Below are 20,518 nucleotides of genomic sequence, written 5' to 3'. Positions count from 1 at the left end.
TTAAAACTTTTTTGTTTTGGATTTCGATTTGGAATCAGAAACCTTTAAAGCTTCTTTGGAATCATTATCAGGAAGTGTGGTTTCTTCTTTTGGTTCTTCTTCCTCTTTTGCTTTTTCCACAGGAGGAAGTTGGCCTTGGACGAGTTTACTCAAATACACATTGATTTCAGGATCATTGTCTGTCACAAGTTGCCAAAAGGAAAATCCACCTAAATCGTATTTTCGAAGGAGAGTCATTTTTTCTTCAAAAGCCTTACGATTCATATAAAACGCAACACGATCACATCCACCACTGGTATACCAAAGAGAAGGATCTTCATACGCACGGTTTTTGTGGATGTCAGAAAACTTTGATAAATTTTTCCAATTTGCCACTTTGTTTTCTTCGTTTAAGATACGATTGATATCTGTCGGTTGGCGATTTTTATGAGTTCCCGCTTTGATCCTTTGCGCATCGGAATGATAGATTGCTTTGGCAGAGGCCTTACAATTAAGAGCCCAGTCATATCCATAAGTGGGAATTGCCATATAAAGTTTATGGGTTGGCACTCTTTTTTTGGCATAAGTGATGATGTCTTTTAACCATACATTGGGAGCTTGGGGACCAGGTCCTGGGTTGTGGTATTTTCTTGGATGCAGTTCATAAGCCATAATTTTGACGCGGTCTGCATGTTTGGCAAGAAAGGCATAGTCATGAGTGGTTGGTCCTCTCCAATTTTCTCGGAAATCAAGAGCGATTGGTTTGGAAAGACCACGGCAATTCAGTTCTTTCTTTTTGCTCTTTTCTGCTGGAGTTTTTGGATGAACGGCTACTGAAATGAGTTTTCCTTTTTTATGAACTTCACGAGCCAAAAGAACAAAGAACTCTTCGAACTTTTCTTTCTTATCACAAGACATTCCTTCGTAATCGATATCAATCCCATCATAACCATAAGTCATAATTTCGTTGACGATGATTTGGATGTGGTGGTCACGAATATCGGTTCTTCCGCCCATACCAATATTTTCTTGGATTTTTTCTTTTGGATTTTCCCAACGAAAGATGGTGGGTATGATTTTCACTTTAGGATTGAGTGCTCGAAGTTCTGCCACTCGTTCTTTTCTGGAAGAACTCGACCAACTAGAGATGAGTTCTCCGTTATTAGAAAGCCCACCTTTCATGGTATAAATAAAGGGATGGATTTCATTGTAAAGATGGACTGTCTTTTTCATGGCAGTCCAATCCGTTGACCAAGCAGAGGAACGGAAACTAACATTCTCGTCTGGAACAAAACCCGGAAGTTCCACTGACTCACTTGAGTCCTTAGGATCCACTTGGTTTTCTCCAGTTTCTTTGGTTTCCATCTCTGATGGAGTTCCAAGAGTTGGAGTGGATGCTTCTACAACACTGGGATTGGCATTTCCCGCTCTGGCAGTGTCTTTTAAGACAAGAGCGGTTCCATCATTTTGGATCAAATTCATTCCTAAATAAAAGGAGATCGCAGAAAGGAACACCCAAGAGGCAAATAATAGCGTATATTTAGCTGCATTGGACAGCGGACGTTTGGGTGTGGATGGGTTTTCTTTTTCGGACATAAATTACTTCTAGTATGATTATCGATCTTATAATAAAAAAAGAGTAGAGAATATTAAAAGAACTCACTATCTATTTCTCATCCCATAATTTTTTATCCAGGAATCTCTCCTAGTCGAAATTAAAAAGTAAGGAAAAAGATACGATGCATCTTCTCAAACAAAAACCGGTGATTCTTTATACGGTCCTTCTCAGTTTTTTTCTCACCTTTCTCCTTCTTGCAGAACTCACAGGTAGTAAATTATTTTTTGCCTTCGGGTTTACGATGACAATGGGGGTGATCCCTTTTCCTGTTACCTTTATCATTACGGATCTTTTGAATGAATATTATGGTCGTAAAGTCGTTCGGGCGACGACATTTCTTGGGATGGTGATGATTGGTTTTGCTTACCTCCTCATTGTGATCGATATCCAAATTCCCGCAAGCCCCGAGTCACCGATTGATGATGCCTCCTTTGAACGTGTGTTTGCCAATTCCGGTCTAGTCATACTTGGTTCCATCATCGCTTATGTGATTGGCCAGATGATTGACCTCCATACCTTTCATTTCCTTCGAAAAAAAACGGGAGGAAAACATATTTGGCTTAGAGCCACAGGCTCCACCATCATTTCTCAACTCATTGACTCTTATGTGGTCATCTTCATTGCTCTTGGCAAATACCATCCTATTTCCAAGCTAATCTCTATTGCCAATACCAACTTTCTTTATAAATTGGGAGTGGCCATCGCCATCACACCACTTCTCTATGCCATCCATATCTACATTGATCGTTACTTAGGGGAAACATTGAAAAAACAAATGTTTAGTGCAGCAATGGAAGAAGAAGGGTTGGAATCGACCATCCAACCAGGGTAAGGGTAACTATGTTCCAACCACGAATCGAAAGACTAAAATCTATTTTAGGAAACGAACCAGCAAATATTGGTCACCGTGGAGCCCGTGGCCTTGCTCCTGAAAACACCCTCGTTTCCTTTCTTGTGGGAGCGGAATCCACGAAGTTTTTCGAATTGGATACCATGCTTTGTGCTTCCGGTGAACTAGTTGTCATCCACGACTTTACAGTGGATCGAACGACGGACGGTGAAGGAAAAGTTTCTGAATATAAATATCGTGATTTAGCAGAACTAGATGCAGGGAGTTTTTTTGAAGAAGCCTTTGAAGGCGAACAAATTCCGACACTCTCCCAAATCATCCAAACCCTTTCCGAAACCACTGTCTTTGATATTGAAATGAAAAGCGAAGGAAATCCTGAAGAAAGAAAGGCTCTTGCCCTAGCCCTTGTCAAACTGATTCGGAAATACAAACTAACGAACCGAATTTGGGTGAGTAGTTTTGATTGGGATCTTGTAGATCTTATTCGTAAGGAAGAACCAGAAGTTTTACGAGGGCTTCTTGTCGAAAATGGAGATTCGCTAAACAAGAATTATATGGACTATGAACCGGATCTCATCCTCCCGCACCTGTCCGCTTGTTCTAAAGAATTTGTAGAAGGCTTAAAAGAAAAATCTCTTCTAGTGATTCCTTACACAACCAATACAGAAGAAGAATGGAATCAGTTAATTGCAGCAGGCGTAGCAGGTCTTATCACAGATTACCCTGACCGTTTAGCAACTTACTTAGAATCCAAAAAATAAATCCACACCCAGTTTCCCCAAGGATCTTCATATAAGGAATAGTTTTTTCCTTGTACCGATTGAATTCGGTGGAGAGAAGAAAGCTTGGGATGGTTTTTGACCTTCTCCTCAAAACTACGAACCGTAATGGTTCCTGGACGTACAGGACAATTTTCCGTGTTTTTAGAGAATACTATCGTTTCTCCTGAAGCCAATTGTAGTTCCGAGTGGCCAAAACTTTCTTTTAGGAGAGTCCCCCCTAAAAACGATTGGTAAAACCGAGCCGGAAGAGCTGTATTTTCTCCTCCGTCTAAGTTGATAGAGTAAAATTGTAATTCCAATGTTTCCCCGTTCTCCATCAAAATTTTCCTATTTTTTATTTTTTATACTTTCATCTTTAGCAAACTTCTTGTTATGCGAAACAATCTATTTTGAACCACTGCATTCTGCAGATAGTTTGTATCTTCCCTTACTTCTGAAGGATTTACTAACAGGGCAAGGGATAGGACATTGGCATCTTCCCCCGTCTCCTTATTTATTTCCTGATTTACTTTTAAATTTAATCCTTTATCCATTGGTTCCTTTTTTATATCTACCTAGTTTTTATGGAACCGCGCAAATGGCTTTGGTTTTACTTGGCATTTTTATTTTTCTCTCAAAGTTTTTAGACCAAACCAAGTCTTTAATATTTCTTTATCTATTTGAAATCTTGTTCATAGTTTTCTCTTTACTCGGATATTCACTCAAAGACCATCCTCTCCCTTTTGCCTATTTTCTATCCGGGGCTCACCATAGCACTGGTTTCTTTTTTTCACTCCTTTTAACCTTATATCTTTATTCTTTGTTAAACGAGGAATCAAAAAAAAAGGAGAATGATAATCTTTACAAAATGTTATCAATTCCCTATGTTTTCTTTTTTTTTCTTAGCTTTATATTACTTTATATTTCAGATCGTTTTTCATTCGTTCTTGGTGTTATTTCTTTTTTCATAGTTCGAATTTGGGATAAAAATTTAACAGTTTCGAAACGAATTTCATACTTTCAAAGAAAACAGTTTTGGATCCTTGCTGTTTTTTTTATTTTTTTTGGGGAACTTATATTCTTCGGACTTAGGTCAATGGTATCCATACCCAACAGTTTCCAAATTTTATTTACCTATCTTTCCAAATGGAATGGTTCGGTGATCCTACAAATTTCAGGAGCCTATCTTCTAGATTTTTCGAAACATATTTTTTACCAAGGACGTTCCATCCTTGTTTTAATTGGATTTGTTTTCCTCGGATTTACCAGATTCCCAAAACTAAACCAACATCTACTCCTTGTGTTTTTTCCTGTACTCGTAGGTCTCTTACTTCTTGTGGGAAGGTTTACCTACCTCCACCCTTACCCCATTCGTTATTTATTTCCACTCTGGTTTTTGGGACTTTTCGGTATTACCTGGGTTCTTTGTGACCTTGTTCCTAGAGAAAATCTTAAAGGTCTATTTTTCCTTCTCCTTTGTCTTGTGGGGATGTTATTCTATTTTCCATTTCCCCGTGAGAAGGCCAAAACCTACTTTTCTCAAATCACAGAAACTCATGTTTCTTATGACTTGGAAAAGCCCATCCGGTTTTGGAGTGAAGGAAGAAAGACCCCCCTTCCTGTCGACAAGGATGGGAAACCTTACCGTTGGATCACGGGTGCATTCCATACTCACTTGACAGAGTCAGAGGAACCTATGATCTGGAAGTAGATGGAAGATTACGTACGAATATTTGATACCACACTAAGGGACGGAGAACAATGCCCTGGGGCTGCGATGAGCGAAGATGAAAAGGTGGAAATTGCCCAACACCTTGCCCGCATGAAGGTGGATATCATTGAAGCAGGATTTCCAGTTTCTTCTCCCGTACAATTTAAAGCAGTCGAACGAATCGCACGTGAAATAGAGGGACCCATCATTTGCGGACTGGCCCGTGCCCTTCGCCCCGATTTGGAAGCCGCACGTGATGCACTAAAACCAGCCAAACAAAAACGCATTCATACCTTTATAGCCTCCTCTCCCATCCACATGAAACACAAGTTAGGAAAGTCTCCCTCCGAAGTGTTAGAAATGGCAAGAGTGGCGGTGAAAATGGCAAGGGACTTTGTGACTGATGTAGAATTTTCACCGGAAGATGCTACTCGCTCTGAGTGGGAATTCTTACGAGAGTTAGTCGAAGCTGTGATCGAAGAAGGTGCCACTACCATCAACATTCCCGATACAGTAGGATATACCACTCCACAAGAATATATGGATCTCTTTCGTTTCTTAAAAAAGGAAGTGAAAGGAGCTGATAAAGTGATTTTTTCAGCACATTGCCATAATGACCTGGGCCTTGCTGTGGCAAATTCATTGGCAACTGTTCTTGCTGGTGGTCGCCAGATCGAATGTACCATCAACGGGATCGGAGAAAGAGCTGGAAATACGGCAATGGAAGAAGTGGTCATGGCTCTCAAAACAAGAAAGGATGCTTTCGGTGTGGAAACAAAAATTGATTCTACTCTCATCACTCGAGGTTCTCATTTGGTAAAGACGATCACGGGTATGGTTGTCCAACCTAACAAGGCCATTGTGGGAGCCAATGCCTTTGCTCATGAATCGGGAATCCACCAAGATGGTGTGATTAAAAACAGGCAAACCTATGAAATCATGACCCCCGAATCTGTGGGACTTAAATCCAATCGTATGGTTCTTGGACGCCACTCAGGTCGTGCTGGTTTTAAAGACAGAGTCATTCGAATGGGATTTGATCCAAAACCGGAAGAAATTGATAATGCTTACAACAGGTTCCTCGAAATTGCTGATAAAAAAAAGGAAGTCTTCGATGAAGACATTGCTGCTCTTTTCCAAGCAGAGATTAGTAGATCCCAAGTAGATGAAAAATACCGTCTCCTTTCTTTTGAACAAAATACAGGATCCAACCAAACGCCTAGTTCCAAAATCTCTCTCCAAATCAAGGGAGAAGTGAAACAAGGAGAAGCGCATGGTGATGGCCCAGTGGATAGTATTTTTAAAGCCATAGGCCAAGTCACAGGTCTTTCCCCTCTTCTCTCTAGACTTGTCATATCACCCGTAACCGAAGGCACCGATGCAATGGCAGAAGCATCTGTAACCTTAGAAGACGGCGAACGCAGGGTGGTTGGTAAAGGGGATTCCACAGATATCATTGAAGCCTGTGCGAAAGCCTATATCAATGCCCTAAACCGGTTGTAACCTTATGAGCTATCAAACCAAACAATTTTCGATGGAAGCACTGGTACGTAAGGAACTACTCACTTACAGACCTTATACGCCGGGCGAACAACCCAGCTTTAGTGCCAAAACGATCAAACTGAATACCAATGAAAACCCATACCCACCTTCCCCTAAAATTAAAGAAGCCGTAGAGAAAGTTTTAGAAACAGGTGTTTTGCGAAAGTATCCCAACTACCACGGAAGGAAATTACAAGAACTCATTGCAAAAGATTACGATTTAGACCCAGATCAAATATTAGTAACGAATGGGTCTGACGAAGCCTTACGTTTGTTATTCCAAGCCCTTATTGGCCCAGGCGATGTCGTCGTTGCCCCAGATCCGACCTATTCCTTTTACCCTGTCCTTACTGAACAAATGATGGTAGGAGCTACTTACAATGCTATACCACTTAAATCCAACTTACATTTTGATTTTGAATCTTTAGAAAAGGAAAAAGGGAAGTTACTTTGTTTTGCCCACCCCAATGCGCCGACAGGTGTGGAAGAACCAAAAGATAAACTTTTAAACTTAGTAAAAAATTTTTCTGGAATCGTTTTATCTGATGAAGCTTATATTGATTTCACAGAACCTAACTCAAGTTTAATCTCAGAAATCAAAAACCACCCAAATTTAGTGGTTTCCAGAACCTTTTCCAAATCCTATGCTCTTGCCGGGCTTCGTGTAGGTTATTTAGTGGGATCTCTCGAAGTCATATCCTGGATTCGTAAACTGAAAGATTCTTATAATGTAGGAATTTTGGAACAAGTCGTGGCAGAGGTTTCCTATTCTGACAAAGAATATTTTTTGGAAAAACGTTCCCTTGTGATAAGGGAAAGGGAAAATTTAAAAATAGAACTAGAATCAAATGGATTTGAAATACCCAAGTCTTCTACTAATTTTTTGTTTTGCAAACCAAAGTTAGGTGTCTCACCAGAAAGTTTGTATCTACGTTTAAAAGAGAAAAATATTCTCATTCGGTATTTTTCCACAGGTATTTCCAAGGATTACATTCGGATCACAATTGGAACAAAAGAAGAAAATAAATTACTATTAGAGATGGTTCGCGAGTTAATGTAAAAAAGAAAACCCGGATTGCCTCATTCGACAACCGGGATTTTAGTTTCACAGCCCTTGGAAATTACCAAACACCAATGGGGAGTTTTTACATCTGAATTTCGATTTTTGTTTTTTTGGGTTCCATTTTTGGAATCGTTAGTTCCAAAATTCCATTCTTCATTTTTGCAATGGCTTTGTCTGAATGAATGGCTTTGCCAATTGTGAATTTGCGGAAATAATTTCCTTCTCTATATTCAGCAAGTCTCACTTGTCCCCTTGGTTCTGTAGGAGTCACAAACTTTCCTTCTAATATCAATTGATCTTTTTCAATCGATATCTCCACGGATGTTTGGTCGACACCTGGCATTTCTACTCGAAAAAGAATCGCTTCTTCTGTTTCCATTACATCCACGTTGGGAGAATAAACTCGAACCGATTGTTTTTGGTCTTTTTCTTCCACTTTTTCAGAAAGTTCTCTATTATTTTCTTTTGTCAGTGTATTCATAACTTTCTCCTTAACCAGCAATGATAGATACTTTTTTAGGTTTATCTTCTTCCCTTCGAGGAAGATGAATGTTTAGGACTCCATTAGAGTATTTTGCCAAAACATGGTCCTGGTCCACGCGGAAAGGCAATTCTAAAGTTCGGTGAAATTCTCCATTGAAGATTTCTCGTCGGTGAACTTCTGTACCTTCCGCAAGTTCCTCAGTCTTCTTTCTACCGTGAATCGATAGCAAATTGTCTTTTACGTTAATATCAATTTGATCTGGTTCAATTCCTGGAAGTAAACAAGTCACGAGGGCTTCGTCTTCCTTCGTATAAACGTTTACTGGAGGAAAATTGGAAGCGGAACCAAATTGACTGTCTAAAATAGAACGAGTTAACTCATCGTTCAACCGATCAAAATCTCTCCAAAACTGATTTGCTTTGGCTTGTGGGTCTAGAATTCGAAACAACATGCTCAATCTCCTCTTTAGCAGCCGATAACGTTGGCTGCTATTTTTATTAGCACTCTATAGGTAAGACTGCCAAATGTCAAGAATGTTTTCAATTTTCTTCATTCCTTAAAAAAAAATTTTGTCCCATAAACCCTGCCTAAGTAGGCTGGAAAGCAATGCCAATACATGACAAGTTGAAACAACTGGGTTTAGAAATTCCCCCTGTTCCGGCTGCCCTAGCCGCCTATATCCCTTCCAAAAGGTCAGGGAACCTTATTTTTACTTCGGGACAACTCCCACTCATTGGTGGAAAACTGCGAAAGACCGGGAAGGTTGGCAAAGACTTAAGTCTTGAGGAAGCAAAGGAAGAAGCAAAACAATGTGTTTTGAATGCTTTAGCTGCAATCCTACTTCATGTCGAATCTTTAGATAAAATCAAATCTATTGTTAAACTTGGCGTTTTTGTTTCAGGAACATCCGAGTTCACAGAACAACACTTAGTTGCCAATGGAGCTTCAGAACTACTTGCTACCATTTTTGGTGAAAAAGGAAAACATGCTAGATTTGCCATTGGCGTCAGTTCTCTTCCTCTCGATGCTAGCGTGGAATTAGAAATGGTAGCAGAAGTAGAATGACAAATTCTATCTTATCAAAAATAATCAATTTGATCCAATTCATAAAAGAATCTCTTTTATTCGTACCTGAATTAGCGCTTGCTTGGTGGGATTTAACAAAAAGAATTTTTCTTTCTCTTTATCGTTATTGGATGGGTAAACTTTTTTTCGATAAAATATTCTTTATTTTTTTGTTTTCACAACTTATCTTTTCGGTTCTTCCTTGGTTTTCTTATGAAATTCGTTTTTTTGAAAACACAGAATCCATTTCCCTTGGACCAAAATTAAATTCAGTCTTCATTCTTCTGGCTCTCCTTAATTTTTTCTTCCTTGGGTTTTGGAAATCTTCTTGGACAAGGGTTTGGTTTTTCACATGCCAAATTGGATCCATCGTCTTTGTGATTTGGGGTTATTTGGATCCTAAAAGGTATTTTTATGATTTTGTAAAACCAGAGGAAGTTGGCCTTGGACTTCCCTTTTATCTATTTTTGGGTTCTGTCATTGGTGCTTTTCTATTTGGTTACCTTACCTTTAAAAAAGAAGATGAGGATTTAAGTAGGACTTAATCCATTAAAACAAAATACAATAAACGCCTGATCTAGAGAATCCAACGTTTATTGTATTTGCCTAATGGGAAACTAATTTTCGTTAGTTTGTATGCAAACTATTTTTTTTCAATGATCTCCAAACCATCTTTTCCATCTTTTTGTATCACATCCACAAGATACTTACTTCCCTTGTCTTTATGAAACAATATCTTTTTGGAAAGTGGTTTTCCAATCTCGGAATTTAAAATTCTTTGTATTGGTCTTGCACCCATTGTTTTGTCATAACCAGTTTCAGCCAAATACCGTACGGCTTTCTCTGACAATTCCAAATGTATTCCCTTTTCATTTGCTTTGGTTTGCAAAGTACGAAACATTCGTTTGACCACAAGTTCCACAACCTGAATGGACAAAGGACCAAATTCTACAACTGCAGTGAGTCGGTTGCGAAATTCAGGAGTGAATGTCCTCTCAATGGCTTTAAGGGAACGATCATCGTATCTGTCAGTGTCAAAACCAAGCAGTGGTTTTGCACTTTCCTGGGCCCCCGTATTCGTTGTTAGGATTAAAATAACATTGCGGAAATCTGCCTTTTTTCCCGTGCTATCGGTGAGTGTAGCATGATCCATCACCTGTAATAAAATATTGTAAATGTCCTCATGTGCTTTCTCAATTTCATCAAATAACAGAACACAATGGGGATTTTTGGCTATGGCATCAGTAAGTTGTCCACCTTGGTCATAACCCACATAACCCGGTGGGCTTCCAATTAAACGTGATACAGAATGTTTCTCCATGTATTCACTCATATCAAATCGTAGAAACTCCACTCCCATTTTTTCTGCTAAAGTTTTTGCGACTTCGGTTTTACCGACACCCGTCGGTCCTACAAATAAAAAACTACCAATAGGTTTTCCTTCATCACTGAGACCTGACCTTGAATAATGGATGGCATCTACTACCTGTTCAATGGCATGATCCTGACCAAAAACAATGGACTTGATTTCAGAATCCAAATTTTCTAACTTTTTTTTATCGTCAGCCTTTACTGTTTTTTCTGGAATCTTTGCAATTTTGGCAACTAGGGATTCGATTTCTAAAATGCCCACTTGTTTTTTTGCCTTATCTTTTTTCTCATCACGTAACTTCACAAAGGCGCCTGACTCATCCATTAAATCGATGGCTTTGTCCGGTAAAAAACGATCTCTTAAGTGAAGACTGGATAAATCCACACAGGCTTCAATGGCTTTGGGACTGTAAGTAACCCCATGAAATGATTCGTATTTGGATTTTAAACCTTTTAAGATTTCAATGGCATCTTCCCGGGAAGGTTCAGTGACTTCTATCTTTTGGAATCTTCTAGAAAGAGCATGGTCTTTTTCAAAAATCGATTTATATTCTTTATAGGTGGTAGTTCCAATGCATTTGAGCTCGCCATTGGCAAGGGCTGGTTTCATCAAATTGGAAGCATCCAAACTCCCACCCGATACGGCCCCAGCACCTACAATTGTATGAATTTCATCGACAAAGATGATACGCTCAGGTTTACCGACTACTTCTTGTAAGATGGCTTTTAGACGTTCTTCAAATTCGCCTCGAAACTTGGTTCCCGCCATCACAAGCCCCATATCTAGGGAATAAATTTCTAAACCTAGTAAACTTTTGGGAACAAGCCCCTTGACCACTCGTTCGGCAATTCCTTCCACAATGGAAGTTTTTCCGACACCAGCTTCGCCTACAAAAATAGGATTATTTTTTCTACGACGAGATAAGATATGAATGGTCCTCTCGATTTCGATATCGCGACCAATACAAGGATCTAATTTTCCCAACCTTGCTCTCTCTGTTAGATTGACACAAAACTTTTCCAACGCGGATTTTTTAGATCCTGATTCTAACTCTTCGGGGTCCGTTTCCTCCGCAAAATTTGGCTCCTCAGCTTCCCTTTCTTTTTTAATTCCATGAGACATGTATTTGATCACGTCAAGACGGTTTACTTCTTGTTTGGAGAGTAAATAGTATGCTTGGCTGTCTTCCTCTCGAAAAAGTGCCACAAGGACATTGTTTCCATCCACTTCGTCCTTACCTGAATTCTGAACATGAAAGGCCGCAAACTGAATCACAAACTGAACACCCACAGTGTAACGTGGTTGGATTTTCAGATTCGGGACGGCAATAGTAGAAAGATCTTCTTCAAAATATTCGATTAATTCCTTTCTGAGAAGATCCAAATCGCATCCAACATTAATTAATACATCTTTTGTTTTTTCATTATAGGTAAGACCGTATAACAAGTGTTCTAAAGTAATAAATTCGTGATGGTATTTACTTGCTTCATTTCCTGCAAGTTCTAAGGTTTTTTCTAAATCAAGGGAAAGGTTCATTCATCCTCCTCTTTTGCGAGCTGGCATTGTAACGGATGGCCGGCATCGTCCGCCATTTTATGCACTTCTGCTACTTTTGTTCGAGCAATGTCCAAAGAATACACTCCACACACGGCAGAACCAGAAGTATGGGCCTTCCACATAATTTGACGAGATTCTTCCATCGATTTCCGAAATACATTGGCTAGTACATAAACTACAAATTCCTGTGGGGTGTAATCATCATTGATTAAAATGACTTTATACCGATCAGGTTTTTTTAGTTTTTTCTTTTGTTTTTCTCTTTCGAGTAGTTCTACGTTCATATCGGTATAAGATTTGCGTTTTGGATCTGACATCAATTTCCCTCCCGAAGAGATTTAATAGGTGATTGTGAATTGTAGGCGGAAATATTTTCGCGCTCCATTACAATTTCTCGTTCCAAATAAGACTCAATAGCCGCTCTTCCTTGTTCATTATAAATATGATGCAAACTATACATAGGCACAGCTTCATATCCTCGGAGGAATTTATGCTCCCCTTGGGCCCCAGCCTCAACTCGTTCCATTTTATGTTCAATGGCAAAATCAATCAATCGGTAATAACAACATTCGAAATGTAGATTGGGAACATGTTCCAATGCCCCCCAATACCTACCGAAAATGAACCCATCTCTAAATACATTCCAACTTCCACCCAATGGTTTCCCAGAAGTGTCGTTTGCCAAAACAAGAAGCAAACGATGACGAAAATTACGATGCATCTCTAAAAAAAACTTTCGGTTTAGATAAGCCTGGCCCCATTTTTTGGAATGGGTGTCCTGATAAAACTGAAAGAAAATATGGGCATGTTCTTCGGTAATCTGGTCGCCAGTAAGGGTTTGGATCATAAGTCCTGATTCAGAAATTTTTCTTCTTTCTTGGCGAATGGTTTTTCTACGATCCTTCACAAGAGTGGATAAAAAATCCTCAAAACTCGCAAAACCTTTGTTAAACCAATGGTATTGATGAGAAAGTCTTGGTGCAAAAGAGTTCAAAATTCCTAACTTTTGTTCGTTTTCTTTACAAAACAAAATATGAACCGACGAAGTTTCCTTTTCTTTCCCAAACTCTAAAAGCTTTTGTAAAAGAAGAGAAGAAAGGGAATCTTTTTCTGAATCACCTAAATCGGCAGATAACAAAATTCGATTCCCCGTGACAGGTGTAAAGGGAACTGACACCGTCAATTTCGGGTAATAGGGAATCCCAGCCCGGTGAAAGGCATTGGCCCACTGGAAATCAAAAATATATTCTCCATAAGAGTCACTCCGAAGATAAGCAGGAAGGACTCCTTTTAAAACTCCCTCCTGTCTTGCAGAGACTATAACCGGGATCCAATCCCCATTCCCAATACAACCAGTATTCTCCAACCCAGATAAGAATTCAAATTCTTGAAAAACAGAATCCGATGGAACAAGCAGGTTCCATTCTTCCTTGGAAAACTCCGTAAAACTTTGGGAAATCTTGAAAGTTAACGTTGCACTCAATATAAACTTTAGACTCTAACTCACAACATCTTGTCTGTTTTGTTTTTTCCGAATGTGATCAAGAAGCCTTTGCAAACTCGGATTTTCCGGATCCAATTCCAATGCAGAACTTAGGATATTTTCTGCCCGTGAAAAATTTTTATCTGCCAGGTAAGTTTGGCCTAAATTGATTAAGTTTTTGACATGGTTTGGATCCCGAAGGCGGACTCTTTCTCCGAAATCAATGGCGGTTTTAATATCTGCCACTTTCCTTGCACAGAATGCCGTGATGTACATAATTTCCGTATCCATTGGCCTAAGCAAACTATAGTCCTTAGCCATTTTTTTGGCATTCCCATAGTCTTTTAACTTCAAATAAAGTTGGATGAATTTCTTTTTGATTTCAGGAATATTCTCTTCCAGGGAATTTGCTTTTTCTAAATAGACAACTGCTTCCTGTAAATCGGAAGATTCACTTGCTTCCTTTGCTTTTAAAAGGAGAGTCTGAATTTCTTTTAACCGTTCCTTTTCAATTTTGTATCTTTCTTTTTCCTCTATATAAGATACACGTAACAAAGATAAGTCGTCTGTGAGACTTCCATAGTTTGCCAATTCTTCATAAATCCTATCTAACTCACCTTTCCCAGATTCCACTATTTTAAGGAATAACCTTTCATCTTCATTGATTACCCTTTTTCCATCCGATGTATGAGAGATCAGTAAGTCATCACGACCATCAGATCCAGCAATTAACACATCACCTGGTTCCAATTGGAACGTTTTTATATAAAGATTTCCTTGGACACCTGAGGTTCCAAGTTTTCGAAACATAAGTTCATTTTCGATAAAACTTGCAATTCCATCTCTATAAAGAACCATCCAAGGATGTTCCGCATTGATAAAATACAACAAACCACTTTCATTGTCGATGAGCCCAAGAACAAGTGAAACAAGCATGGATCCATCAAACCCTTCGAAGATTTTATGAAGTTCTAGGAATGTGTTTTTAATCCATCGTTCCGGATAAGTATTTCTTGCTTCACTAAGAAGTTGAGTTCTTGTAATAATCGATTCAAAAACAGAACCAAGAACAAGCGCTCCACCCGCACCCTGCATAGACTTTCCCATAGCATCTGCATTTAAAAAAACAGTATATGAACGATTGTTTAAAAGAATTTGGTTGGCGATATTTAAATCACCGCCGATTTCTTTTTCATACTGACGGAAAGTAAATTTTTTCTTTTGTTCCAATAGAAAATCGACTTGGACATTATCATGGTTAGCATGATTGGCATGGAATGGCTGTAAAAGAAGAGAAGTTAAAAAATAATCACCATCTTGTTGGTGTTTGAGAGATTGGACTTCTTTTAAAGTATTTTCCAATTCCTTGGTCCTTTCTTGAACCTTTAATTCTAATTGGTCCGCATACTGTTGTAATTTTTTTCTGGCCGCCTGGATGGAACGCACCATTCGATTAAAGGACCTTGCCATAAATCCTATATCATCTTCTACGTGAACGGTCAGGCGGTATTCTAAATTTCCAGAATTTACTTCCGTTAGACCTTCAATGATTTGTTCGATGGGCCGAAGCAGAGCTATTAAAAAGAACAAACGATAACCAAAAATAACAAGGACAGCTAAAAAAAGAACACCTATAATCCAAGGAAGTGTCACTTCATGTTGAAATTCCCGGTAATCCAAATAAGGATACCCTACTTCATGTACAAGTCCGTTTTTTTTGTCCGCAACCAGATAACTTATGTAAAACGAGTGATCTGGGTTGTTTTCAGCAAATTTGATTTGACCCCGATAATTTCTGTCTCCATGATTCGGCATCGGTGAAAACATTCGATCAAGGACTTCAACCTTTTTGTCTTCCGAAAGGTTTGTTTCCAAAACTGCGCGTGCTGCTCCATAGAATCCGGAAAGTGGTCCTTCTTTTTTGGATAGAAGTGATGATGCAGTTTCAGTAAAATTCTTAGTTTGAATTTCCCTTAATTTGTTTCTTGTATAAAGAATTTTCCTTTTCTCAGACTCCAGTTCATGAACCAAATCCCCTGGGCTTTTCACTGAATCTAAACTAAGAAGACGTTCTATTTCCGCAGAGTAACCTTTACTGGTCTCCGGAAGTTGCGAAAGTAGATTTTTTGTAGTTTCTTTCCAATCAGTTTTTCCTTTGAAAGAGAGAATTGTCTCCAAAGCCCAATAGTTCCAATATTCCGATTGATATGTCTCTGGATCTACAAAAGATGATTCGAATCCTTTTTTACGAACAAAGTATTTTTGATTTATATCAAAAGTATAGTGAAAACTAGGAACCTGGTCTGTTTCTAACCCAGCAATGTAATTTTTGGCTCTTGCTGTATGCACCATATCATAATTGGATTCGGATTGTTGGATCACCGAATAAGCAACAAGTTGCAAAACTAACAAAAATGAGGCGAGAGATATTCCGATAATTCGAGATATAATTGTTGTTTTATCTTTTGTATTGTTGATATAAACAACATTGGCAACAAAAAGTCCAACGACAAGGACAAGGTCTGTAATTGTTTGATAGATTCCTCTGCCGATCGCACCGTCTCTCGACTGTGCATTCATGATTCCTGGGATGATGGTAACAAGAATAAACGCAATAAGGATACTTGCCGATGCAAACCTGGATTCCTTAGGCATTTTAAAAATTTGTATAATAGCCACTAAAGAAAAAGTAGCAAAAAATACTAAAACTATGATTGCATAGATTTTATAAAAAACGGGAACAGGGAAATCCCAATAGTGACCACTAAAGAAAAACAACCTACCAGCCGTTAAACTAATAAAAACAAAGTATCCAGTAACCGTCACCACTACTGAATTCATAATGAAAAATAGATACTTTTTTAGTCGGGGAAAATAAACTTCTGGATAACTTAAGAAAAAACTCGTTAGGTAAGTGGCTCCAGCCATAGCGCCGACAATGACAAGCCACCGCAGATAAGCCGAAGCTGGACCCATAAAGGAAAAATTAATCAGATATCCGAAATGAAACAGGCCAAGCCAGAGTGTTCCCATACCCAATTGGTAGGTAGCTTCCGATTTTTCTTTAACTGTTAAAAAAAATTGTGCATTGTAAAAAGTAAAAATGACACCGACAAGCGAGCCGAATGTATAAAAATCAAACGCTATATTTCCCCAAGAGTTCATGGGTGAAAACCCTAACAGAAAATGAAATCATGTCAACTTTGTATTTCTTTTCTTCTTAATTTGGTATAGAAAGTATAAAATAAAACATAATATGACAAGTCCTATCACACGATTGTAGTATGATAGCATAACAACGATTTGGTTCCAGTTGCTACCTAATAGGGAACCACCCAAAAGAAGGAGTCCACACCAAATGGAAATGGCCAAAGAATATAATAATACAAATTTAATGATGTTCATTTTACTCATTCCCGCTACAATGGAGACAAAGAAACGAATTCCAGCAGAGAATCGGGATAATAGAACCACGATCATCTCGTGTTTTCGAAACCAAACCAGTGTCTTCTGTAAGTTTTCTTCTTGGTATAAAGCAGATAAAAATGGGAACCTGGACCGTTTTAGGAATTGGAGGATTCTTTCTCCAAAATAATACATTACCAATGCACCCAAAAGATTACCCAAATAGGTTGCAAGGACTACGGAAAAAAAGGACAAAGGTGAGTCCTGACTCGAAGAAAGAAAACCAGAAAACACTGTGACCGTATCCCCTGGCCAAGGGGGAAAAACATTTTCCAAAAAGTTGGAAAAACAGAAAAATACCCAAAGTACGAGGGGCGGTAACTCCAAAATTCGACCGAGAAACGAATCAAACTGCAGAAAATCCAACACAAAGGAAAAGATAACCCTTCCCGTCTATTGGCAACAAAGATTTAAAAAAATGAATGGAAGGAATCAATAGTCCCACATTTGCTTTCCGTAATGCTTCGATTTTTACCATTTTTACTATTGATTCTCTGGTCCTGTACTCCCACGACCCAAACAGAAATCTACCGTTTTGATCAAATCATAGTTTCTAGAAATCCAACAAACGCACCCCCGGCATTTCCTCAGTCCTTCTTTCCTGAAAAACTTAAATTTTTACAATCGAGTGAATTCAAAACTAGCCATATTCATACCAAAGAAGCTTACCTTCTTATGGAAACAGAGGAAAGTATAGAAAATATTCGCAAACGAATCGAAACAAGAGCAGCCCAGGGGGATTGGAAACTAATTGATCAAAGCGAAAACAACGGCGAAATTACCTATTTGTTGGAAGGATTTATTAAAAAGTCCCTTTCTATTATGATTTCCGATAGTGGAAGTTCCACTCATTACATTCGGTTCTATTTTAAAAAACATTCCAGTTACTAATTATGAATTGGATAAAAAATAAAAACGAAATCATTGTCTATCTTTTACTGAGTGCCATTTTTATTGGGACTTGTCTTACTTTATTTTTCGTATTCAAACCCTTTCTTTGGGCAAGTTTTCTTGCACTTCTGTTTTATCTTACCACAAGAAAAACTCACAAAAAACTGAAGAATGTTTTAGGTGTTAAGTTTCACGGACTCTCTCCTTATATTATGGTGATTATAATGCTTGCGGGAGTTTTTATTCCTTCTTATCTCATTGTATCCACATTAATTCGTGAATCCTTAAACTTGGTTAGTTACATTAGAAACCAACTCACAGAAGAATCCATCGTTGCCTTGTTATTAAACAGTCCGATGTTAACGGATTTTTTCACAGAAAATGAATTTTTCTGGATCAAACTACCTTTGATGTACCGAGAATATGTTGGTCAACATATGGATATTCTTAATTTAGATTCCATATATAGTTTACTAAAAAACTCTTCTGGTTTTTTACTTGGTTCTTTTGAAGTTCCTGGTGCCATCATCTTTAATGCTTTTTTTACCTTCATATTACTTTTCTTTTTATATAAAGAAGGAAGTCGGATGGAACATGCACTTTTTGTTTTGTTACCATTTCCAACAGAAATAGAAGAAAGGTTAGGAAGACGAATTGAAGAGGCAATTCGAACTGTGATGATGGGTAACCTTTTTATTTCTTTATTACAAGGTGCCCTAATCTATATTTTGTTACTCTTCACATCCGTTTCGAATAAGTTTTTACTTTCTAGTATTGCGACAATTTTTTCCTTAATTCCTGTGGTAGGAACATCTGTTGTTTGGTTGCCCATTGGACTTTATATTGGTTTAGTACAAGAAAACTGGACAGGAAGTATTCTTTTTATGATCGCGGGTGGTGCTAGTTATTTGATTTTAGAAAACTTAGTAAAACCAAAAATTTTGGATAAAAAACTAAAAACACATCCTTTTCTAATCTTTTTGTCTCTTATTGGCGGTTTACAAGAGTTTGGTGTTGCAGGGATTATCATTGGCCCAATGGCATTAACACTCGTCATTATCCTTTGGGATTTTTGGAAAATTTTTAGAGAAACACGGTTTCAAAATTTATAAATGGAACAGGTAGATTCATCTCTCAGTGTAAGTGAGGTCAACCGCCTCATTAAAACAAAACTCCAAGACTCATCCGAATTTAAAAATATTTGGGTTCGTGGGGAAATTTCCAATCATTCCCAAACCAACAGTTCAGGTCATATTTATTTTTCTCTAAAAGATACGACAAGTGTGATTAAATGTGCATTTTTTTCCTTCCAAGCTAAAAATTATAAGGGGACACCGCTTCGTAATGGAATGGAGATTTTAGTTTATGGTTCTATATCTGTCTATGAACCAGGTGGTTACTATAGTTTAACTGTTCAAAAAATTGAAGAGATTGGTGAAGGAGACATCCTTCTCAAAATTGAGAAATTAAAAAAAGCCCTACTCGAGAAAGGTATCTTTGATGCCACACACAAACGACCTTTGCCAAAATTTCCAAAGCGACTTGGCATTGTTACTTCTCCCAAAGGTGCGGCAGTCGAAGACATCATTCGTATTGCGACTGATCTAAATCCTTCCATACAAATTCTCATTTCCCCCTGTCTTGTCCAGGGAGATGGAGCTGAAGCCTCTATAATAGAAGCCATCCGAGAAATCAACGACCCAAAATGGGAAGTAGATGTGATCATTGCAGGACGCGGCGGCGGTTCCTTTGAAGATTTAATGGCTTTTAACCAAGAATCTGTTGTAATGGCTTATTATAATTCTCGAATTCCGATTATTTCAGCAGTCGGACATGAAATCGATCGAGTGCTTACGGATCTTGCAGCAGATGCAACGACCCCAACCCCAACGGCAGCAGCAAAACTTGCCATTCCCAATGTTTCGGATACACTCATTCGACTCGATGAAATGGAAGAAAGGTTAAAATCAGCGTTAACCAATGTTATTCGTGTGGGAAAAGAAAAATGGATGGGTGTTTCCACAAGACCTGTCTTCCAAAATCCCAAAACACTTCTAGAAACTAGATCCACTCACCTTGATGAGCTTATGACAAAAATTTCCTTACTCGGAAAAAACTATTTAGTTCGAAAACAAAGTGAATTCCAACGTTTCGACCATCTTTCTCAGAATTGGAAATCCTATTTAGAAAGAATTCGAAATAAATTCACACTCGCCGAACAAAGACTAGATCACTTTTCTCCACTTGGTACTTTGAAACGTGGGTATTCTGTGGTTCGGAATCAAAACAAACAAGTGATTTCATCCATTCATAATGTGTCAAAAAACGAAAGTTTGGAAGTATTCCTTTCTGATGGAAAACTTCTGGTTGAAGTAAAAGATAAAATATAGGAATTCAAAATGGCAGAGAAAAAGACAGTTAGCTTTGAAGAAGCACTTCGCGAATTAGAGGACATCGCTGAAAAATTAGAAAGGGGAACTCTTTCTTTAGAAGATTCTATTACGGCTTATGAGCGTGGAATGGAATTAAAAAAAGTTTGTTCCGAAAGACTTGTAGACGCAGAAGCAAAAATCGAATTTTTGTCGAAAGCACCAACTGGTGAAACAGTGAAAGCAACAGTCAAAAAAAAGAAAGAAGAATCTGTGTCAAAACCACTGGAAGAAGATCTATTTTAAAG

20 protein-coding genes are annotated in these 20,518 nt (G+C 38.3%); 11 read left to right on the top strand and 9 right to left on the bottom strand.

Features of this window, described 5'->3' with window-relative positions; genetic code table 11:
* Complete coding sequence (locus tag ND811_RS05180) at positions 1 to 1,575, bottom strand: glycosyl hydrolase family 18 protein (RefSeq protein ID WP_265351055.1); 1,575 nt, start codon at positions 1,573 to 1,575, stop codon at positions 1 to 3.
* Positions 1,576 to 1,718: 143 nt separating this feature from the next.
* Between ND811_RS05180 and ND811_RS05175 the strand changes: the two genes are divergently transcribed.
* A complete protein-coding gene (locus ND811_RS05175; RefSeq protein WP_265351054.1) occupies positions 1,719 to 2,429 on the top strand; it encodes a queuosine precursor transporter in 711 nt (236 codons plus the stop codon).
* A gap of 8 nt (positions 2,430 to 2,437) precedes the next feature.
* Positions 2,438 to 3,208: a glycerophosphodiester phosphodiesterase gene (locus ND811_RS05170; protein ID WP_265351053.1), complete on the top strand. Its 771-nt coding sequence runs from the start codon at positions 2,438 to 2,440 to the stop codon at positions 3,206 to 3,208.
* Here the strand turns inward: ND811_RS05170 and ND811_RS05165 are convergent.
* On the bottom strand, positions 3,187 to 3,546 hold the full coding sequence (locus tag ND811_RS05165; RefSeq protein WP_322113440.1) for a VOC family protein: 360 nt from the start codon (positions 3,544 to 3,546) through the stop codon (positions 3,187 to 3,189). The two genes, ND811_RS05170 and ND811_RS05165, sit on opposite strands and share 22 nt — an antisense overlap.
* A 50-nt stretch (positions 3,547 to 3,596) precedes the next feature.
* On the opposite strand from ND811_RS05165, the gene ND811_RS05160 reads away from it, so the two are divergent.
* Genes ND811_RS05160 through hisC form a run of 3 tightly spaced genes read left to right on the top strand, consistent with a single transcriptional unit; the run spans position 3,597 to position 7,521 of the window.
* Complete coding sequence (locus ND811_RS05160) at positions 3,597 to 4,919, top strand: hypothetical protein (protein ID WP_265351051.1); 1,323 nt, start codon at positions 3,597 to 3,599, stop codon at positions 4,917 to 4,919.
* Positions 4,920 to 6,422, top strand: a complete 1,503-nt coding sequence (locus tag ND811_RS05155; RefSeq protein WP_265351050.1) for a 2-isopropylmalate synthase — start codon at positions 4,920 to 4,922, stop codon at positions 6,420 to 6,422.
* Positions 6,423 to 6,426: 4 nt separating this feature from the next.
* Complete coding sequence (hisC, locus tag ND811_RS05150; RefSeq protein ID WP_265351049.1) at positions 6,427 to 7,521, top strand: histidinol-phosphate transaminase; 1,095 nt, start codon at positions 6,427 to 6,429, stop codon at positions 7,519 to 7,521.
* A gap of 85 nt (positions 7,522 to 7,606) precedes the next feature.
* On the opposite strand, the gene ND811_RS05145 is transcribed toward hisC, so the two are convergent.
* Both ND811_RS05145 and ND811_RS05140 read right to left on the bottom strand, forming a co-directional pair.
* Positions 7,607 to 8,005: an Hsp20/alpha crystallin family protein gene (locus tag ND811_RS05145; protein WP_265351048.1), complete on the bottom strand. Its 399-nt coding sequence runs from the start codon at positions 8,003 to 8,005 to the stop codon at positions 7,607 to 7,609.
* A gap of 10 nt (positions 8,006 to 8,015) precedes the next feature.
* On the bottom strand, positions 8,016 to 8,459 hold the full coding sequence (locus tag ND811_RS05140) for an Hsp20/alpha crystallin family protein (protein WP_265351047.1): 444 nt from the start codon (positions 8,457 to 8,459) through the stop codon (positions 8,016 to 8,018).
* A gap of 155 nt (positions 8,460 to 8,614) precedes the next feature.
* On the opposite strand from ND811_RS05140, the gene ND811_RS05135 reads away from it, so the two are divergent.
* Positions 8,615 to 9,073 (top strand): RidA family protein, encoded by a 459-nt coding sequence (locus ND811_RS05135; RefSeq protein ID WP_265351046.1) that lies wholly within the window; start codon positions 8,615 to 8,617, stop codon positions 9,071 to 9,073.
* The gene (locus ND811_RS05130) at positions 9,070 to 9,618 is read left to right on the top strand and encodes a hypothetical protein (protein ID WP_265351045.1); all 549 of its coding nucleotides are present in this window, start codon (positions 9,070 to 9,072) and stop codon (positions 9,616 to 9,618) included. The genes ND811_RS05135 and ND811_RS05130 overlap by 4 nt, the downstream gene beginning before the upstream one ends.
* Positions 9,619 to 9,716: 98 nt before the next feature.
* Here ND811_RS05130 and clpA read toward each other — a convergent pair whose 3' ends face one another.
* The 5 genes from clpA to ND811_RS05105 are packed head-to-tail and all read right to left on the bottom strand — an operon-like array spanning position 9,717 to position 17,316.
* Positions 9,717 to 11,981: an ATP-dependent Clp protease ATP-binding subunit ClpA gene (gene clpA, locus ND811_RS05125; protein ID WP_265351044.1), complete on the bottom strand. Its 2,265-nt coding sequence runs from the start codon at positions 11,979 to 11,981 to the stop codon at positions 9,717 to 9,719.
* On the bottom strand, positions 11,978 to 12,319 hold the full coding sequence (clpS, locus tag ND811_RS05120) for an ATP-dependent Clp protease adapter ClpS (RefSeq protein ID WP_265351043.1): 342 nt from the start codon (positions 12,317 to 12,319) through the stop codon (positions 11,978 to 11,980). Before clpS ends, clpA begins: the two co-directional genes overlap by 4 nt.
* Positions 12,319 to 13,485, bottom strand: a complete 1,167-nt coding sequence (locus ND811_RS05115) for a GNAT family N-acetyltransferase (protein WP_265351042.1) — start codon at positions 13,483 to 13,485, stop codon at positions 12,319 to 12,321. Before ND811_RS05115 ends, clpS begins: the two co-directional genes overlap by 1 nt.
* 15 nt (positions 13,486 to 13,500) lie before the next feature.
* Positions 13,501 to 16,650 (bottom strand): SpoIIE family protein phosphatase, encoded by a 3,150-nt coding sequence (locus tag ND811_RS05110; protein WP_265351041.1) that lies wholly within the window; start codon positions 16,648 to 16,650, stop codon positions 13,501 to 13,503.
* 27 nt (positions 16,651 to 16,677) lie between these two features.
* Positions 16,678 to 17,316, bottom strand: a complete 639-nt coding sequence (locus ND811_RS05105) for a DedA family protein (RefSeq protein WP_407658876.1) — start codon at positions 17,314 to 17,316, stop codon at positions 16,678 to 16,680.
* Positions 17,317 to 17,409: 93 nt separating this feature from the next.
* Between ND811_RS05105 and ND811_RS05100 the strand changes: the two genes are divergently transcribed.
* Genes ND811_RS05100 through ND811_RS05085 form a run of 4 tightly spaced genes read left to right on the top strand, consistent with a single transcriptional unit; the run spans position 17,410 to position 20,516 of the window.
* A complete protein-coding gene (locus tag ND811_RS05100; protein ID WP_265351603.1) occupies positions 17,410 to 17,841 on the top strand; it encodes a hypothetical protein in 432 nt (143 codons plus the stop codon).
* Positions 17,842 to 17,843: 2 nt separating this feature from the next.
* Positions 17,844 to 18,953 (top strand): AI-2E family transporter, encoded by a 1,110-nt coding sequence (locus tag ND811_RS05095; RefSeq protein WP_265351039.1) that lies wholly within the window; start codon positions 17,844 to 17,846, stop codon positions 18,951 to 18,953.
* Positions 18,954 to 20,231 (top strand): exodeoxyribonuclease VII large subunit, encoded by a 1,278-nt coding sequence (gene xseA / locus ND811_RS05090; RefSeq protein WP_265351038.1) that lies wholly within the window; start codon positions 18,954 to 18,956, stop codon positions 20,229 to 20,231. It abuts the gene before it with no gap.
* 9 nt (positions 20,232 to 20,240) lie between these two features.
* A complete protein-coding gene (locus ND811_RS05085) occupies positions 20,241 to 20,516 on the top strand; it encodes an exodeoxyribonuclease VII small subunit (RefSeq protein WP_265351037.1) in 276 nt (91 codons plus the stop codon).
* The last annotated feature ends 2 nt before the right edge of the window (positions 20,517 to 20,518 follow it).

This window comes from Leptospira soteropolitanensis (assembly GCF_026151655.1).
Taxonomy (GTDB): domain Bacteria; phylum Spirochaetota; class Leptospiria; order Leptospirales; family Leptospiraceae; genus Leptospira_A; species Leptospira_A soteropolitanensis.
The sequence above is the reverse complement of the archived record's forward strand: the minus strand, read 5'-3'. Positions and strand labels throughout refer to the sequence as shown.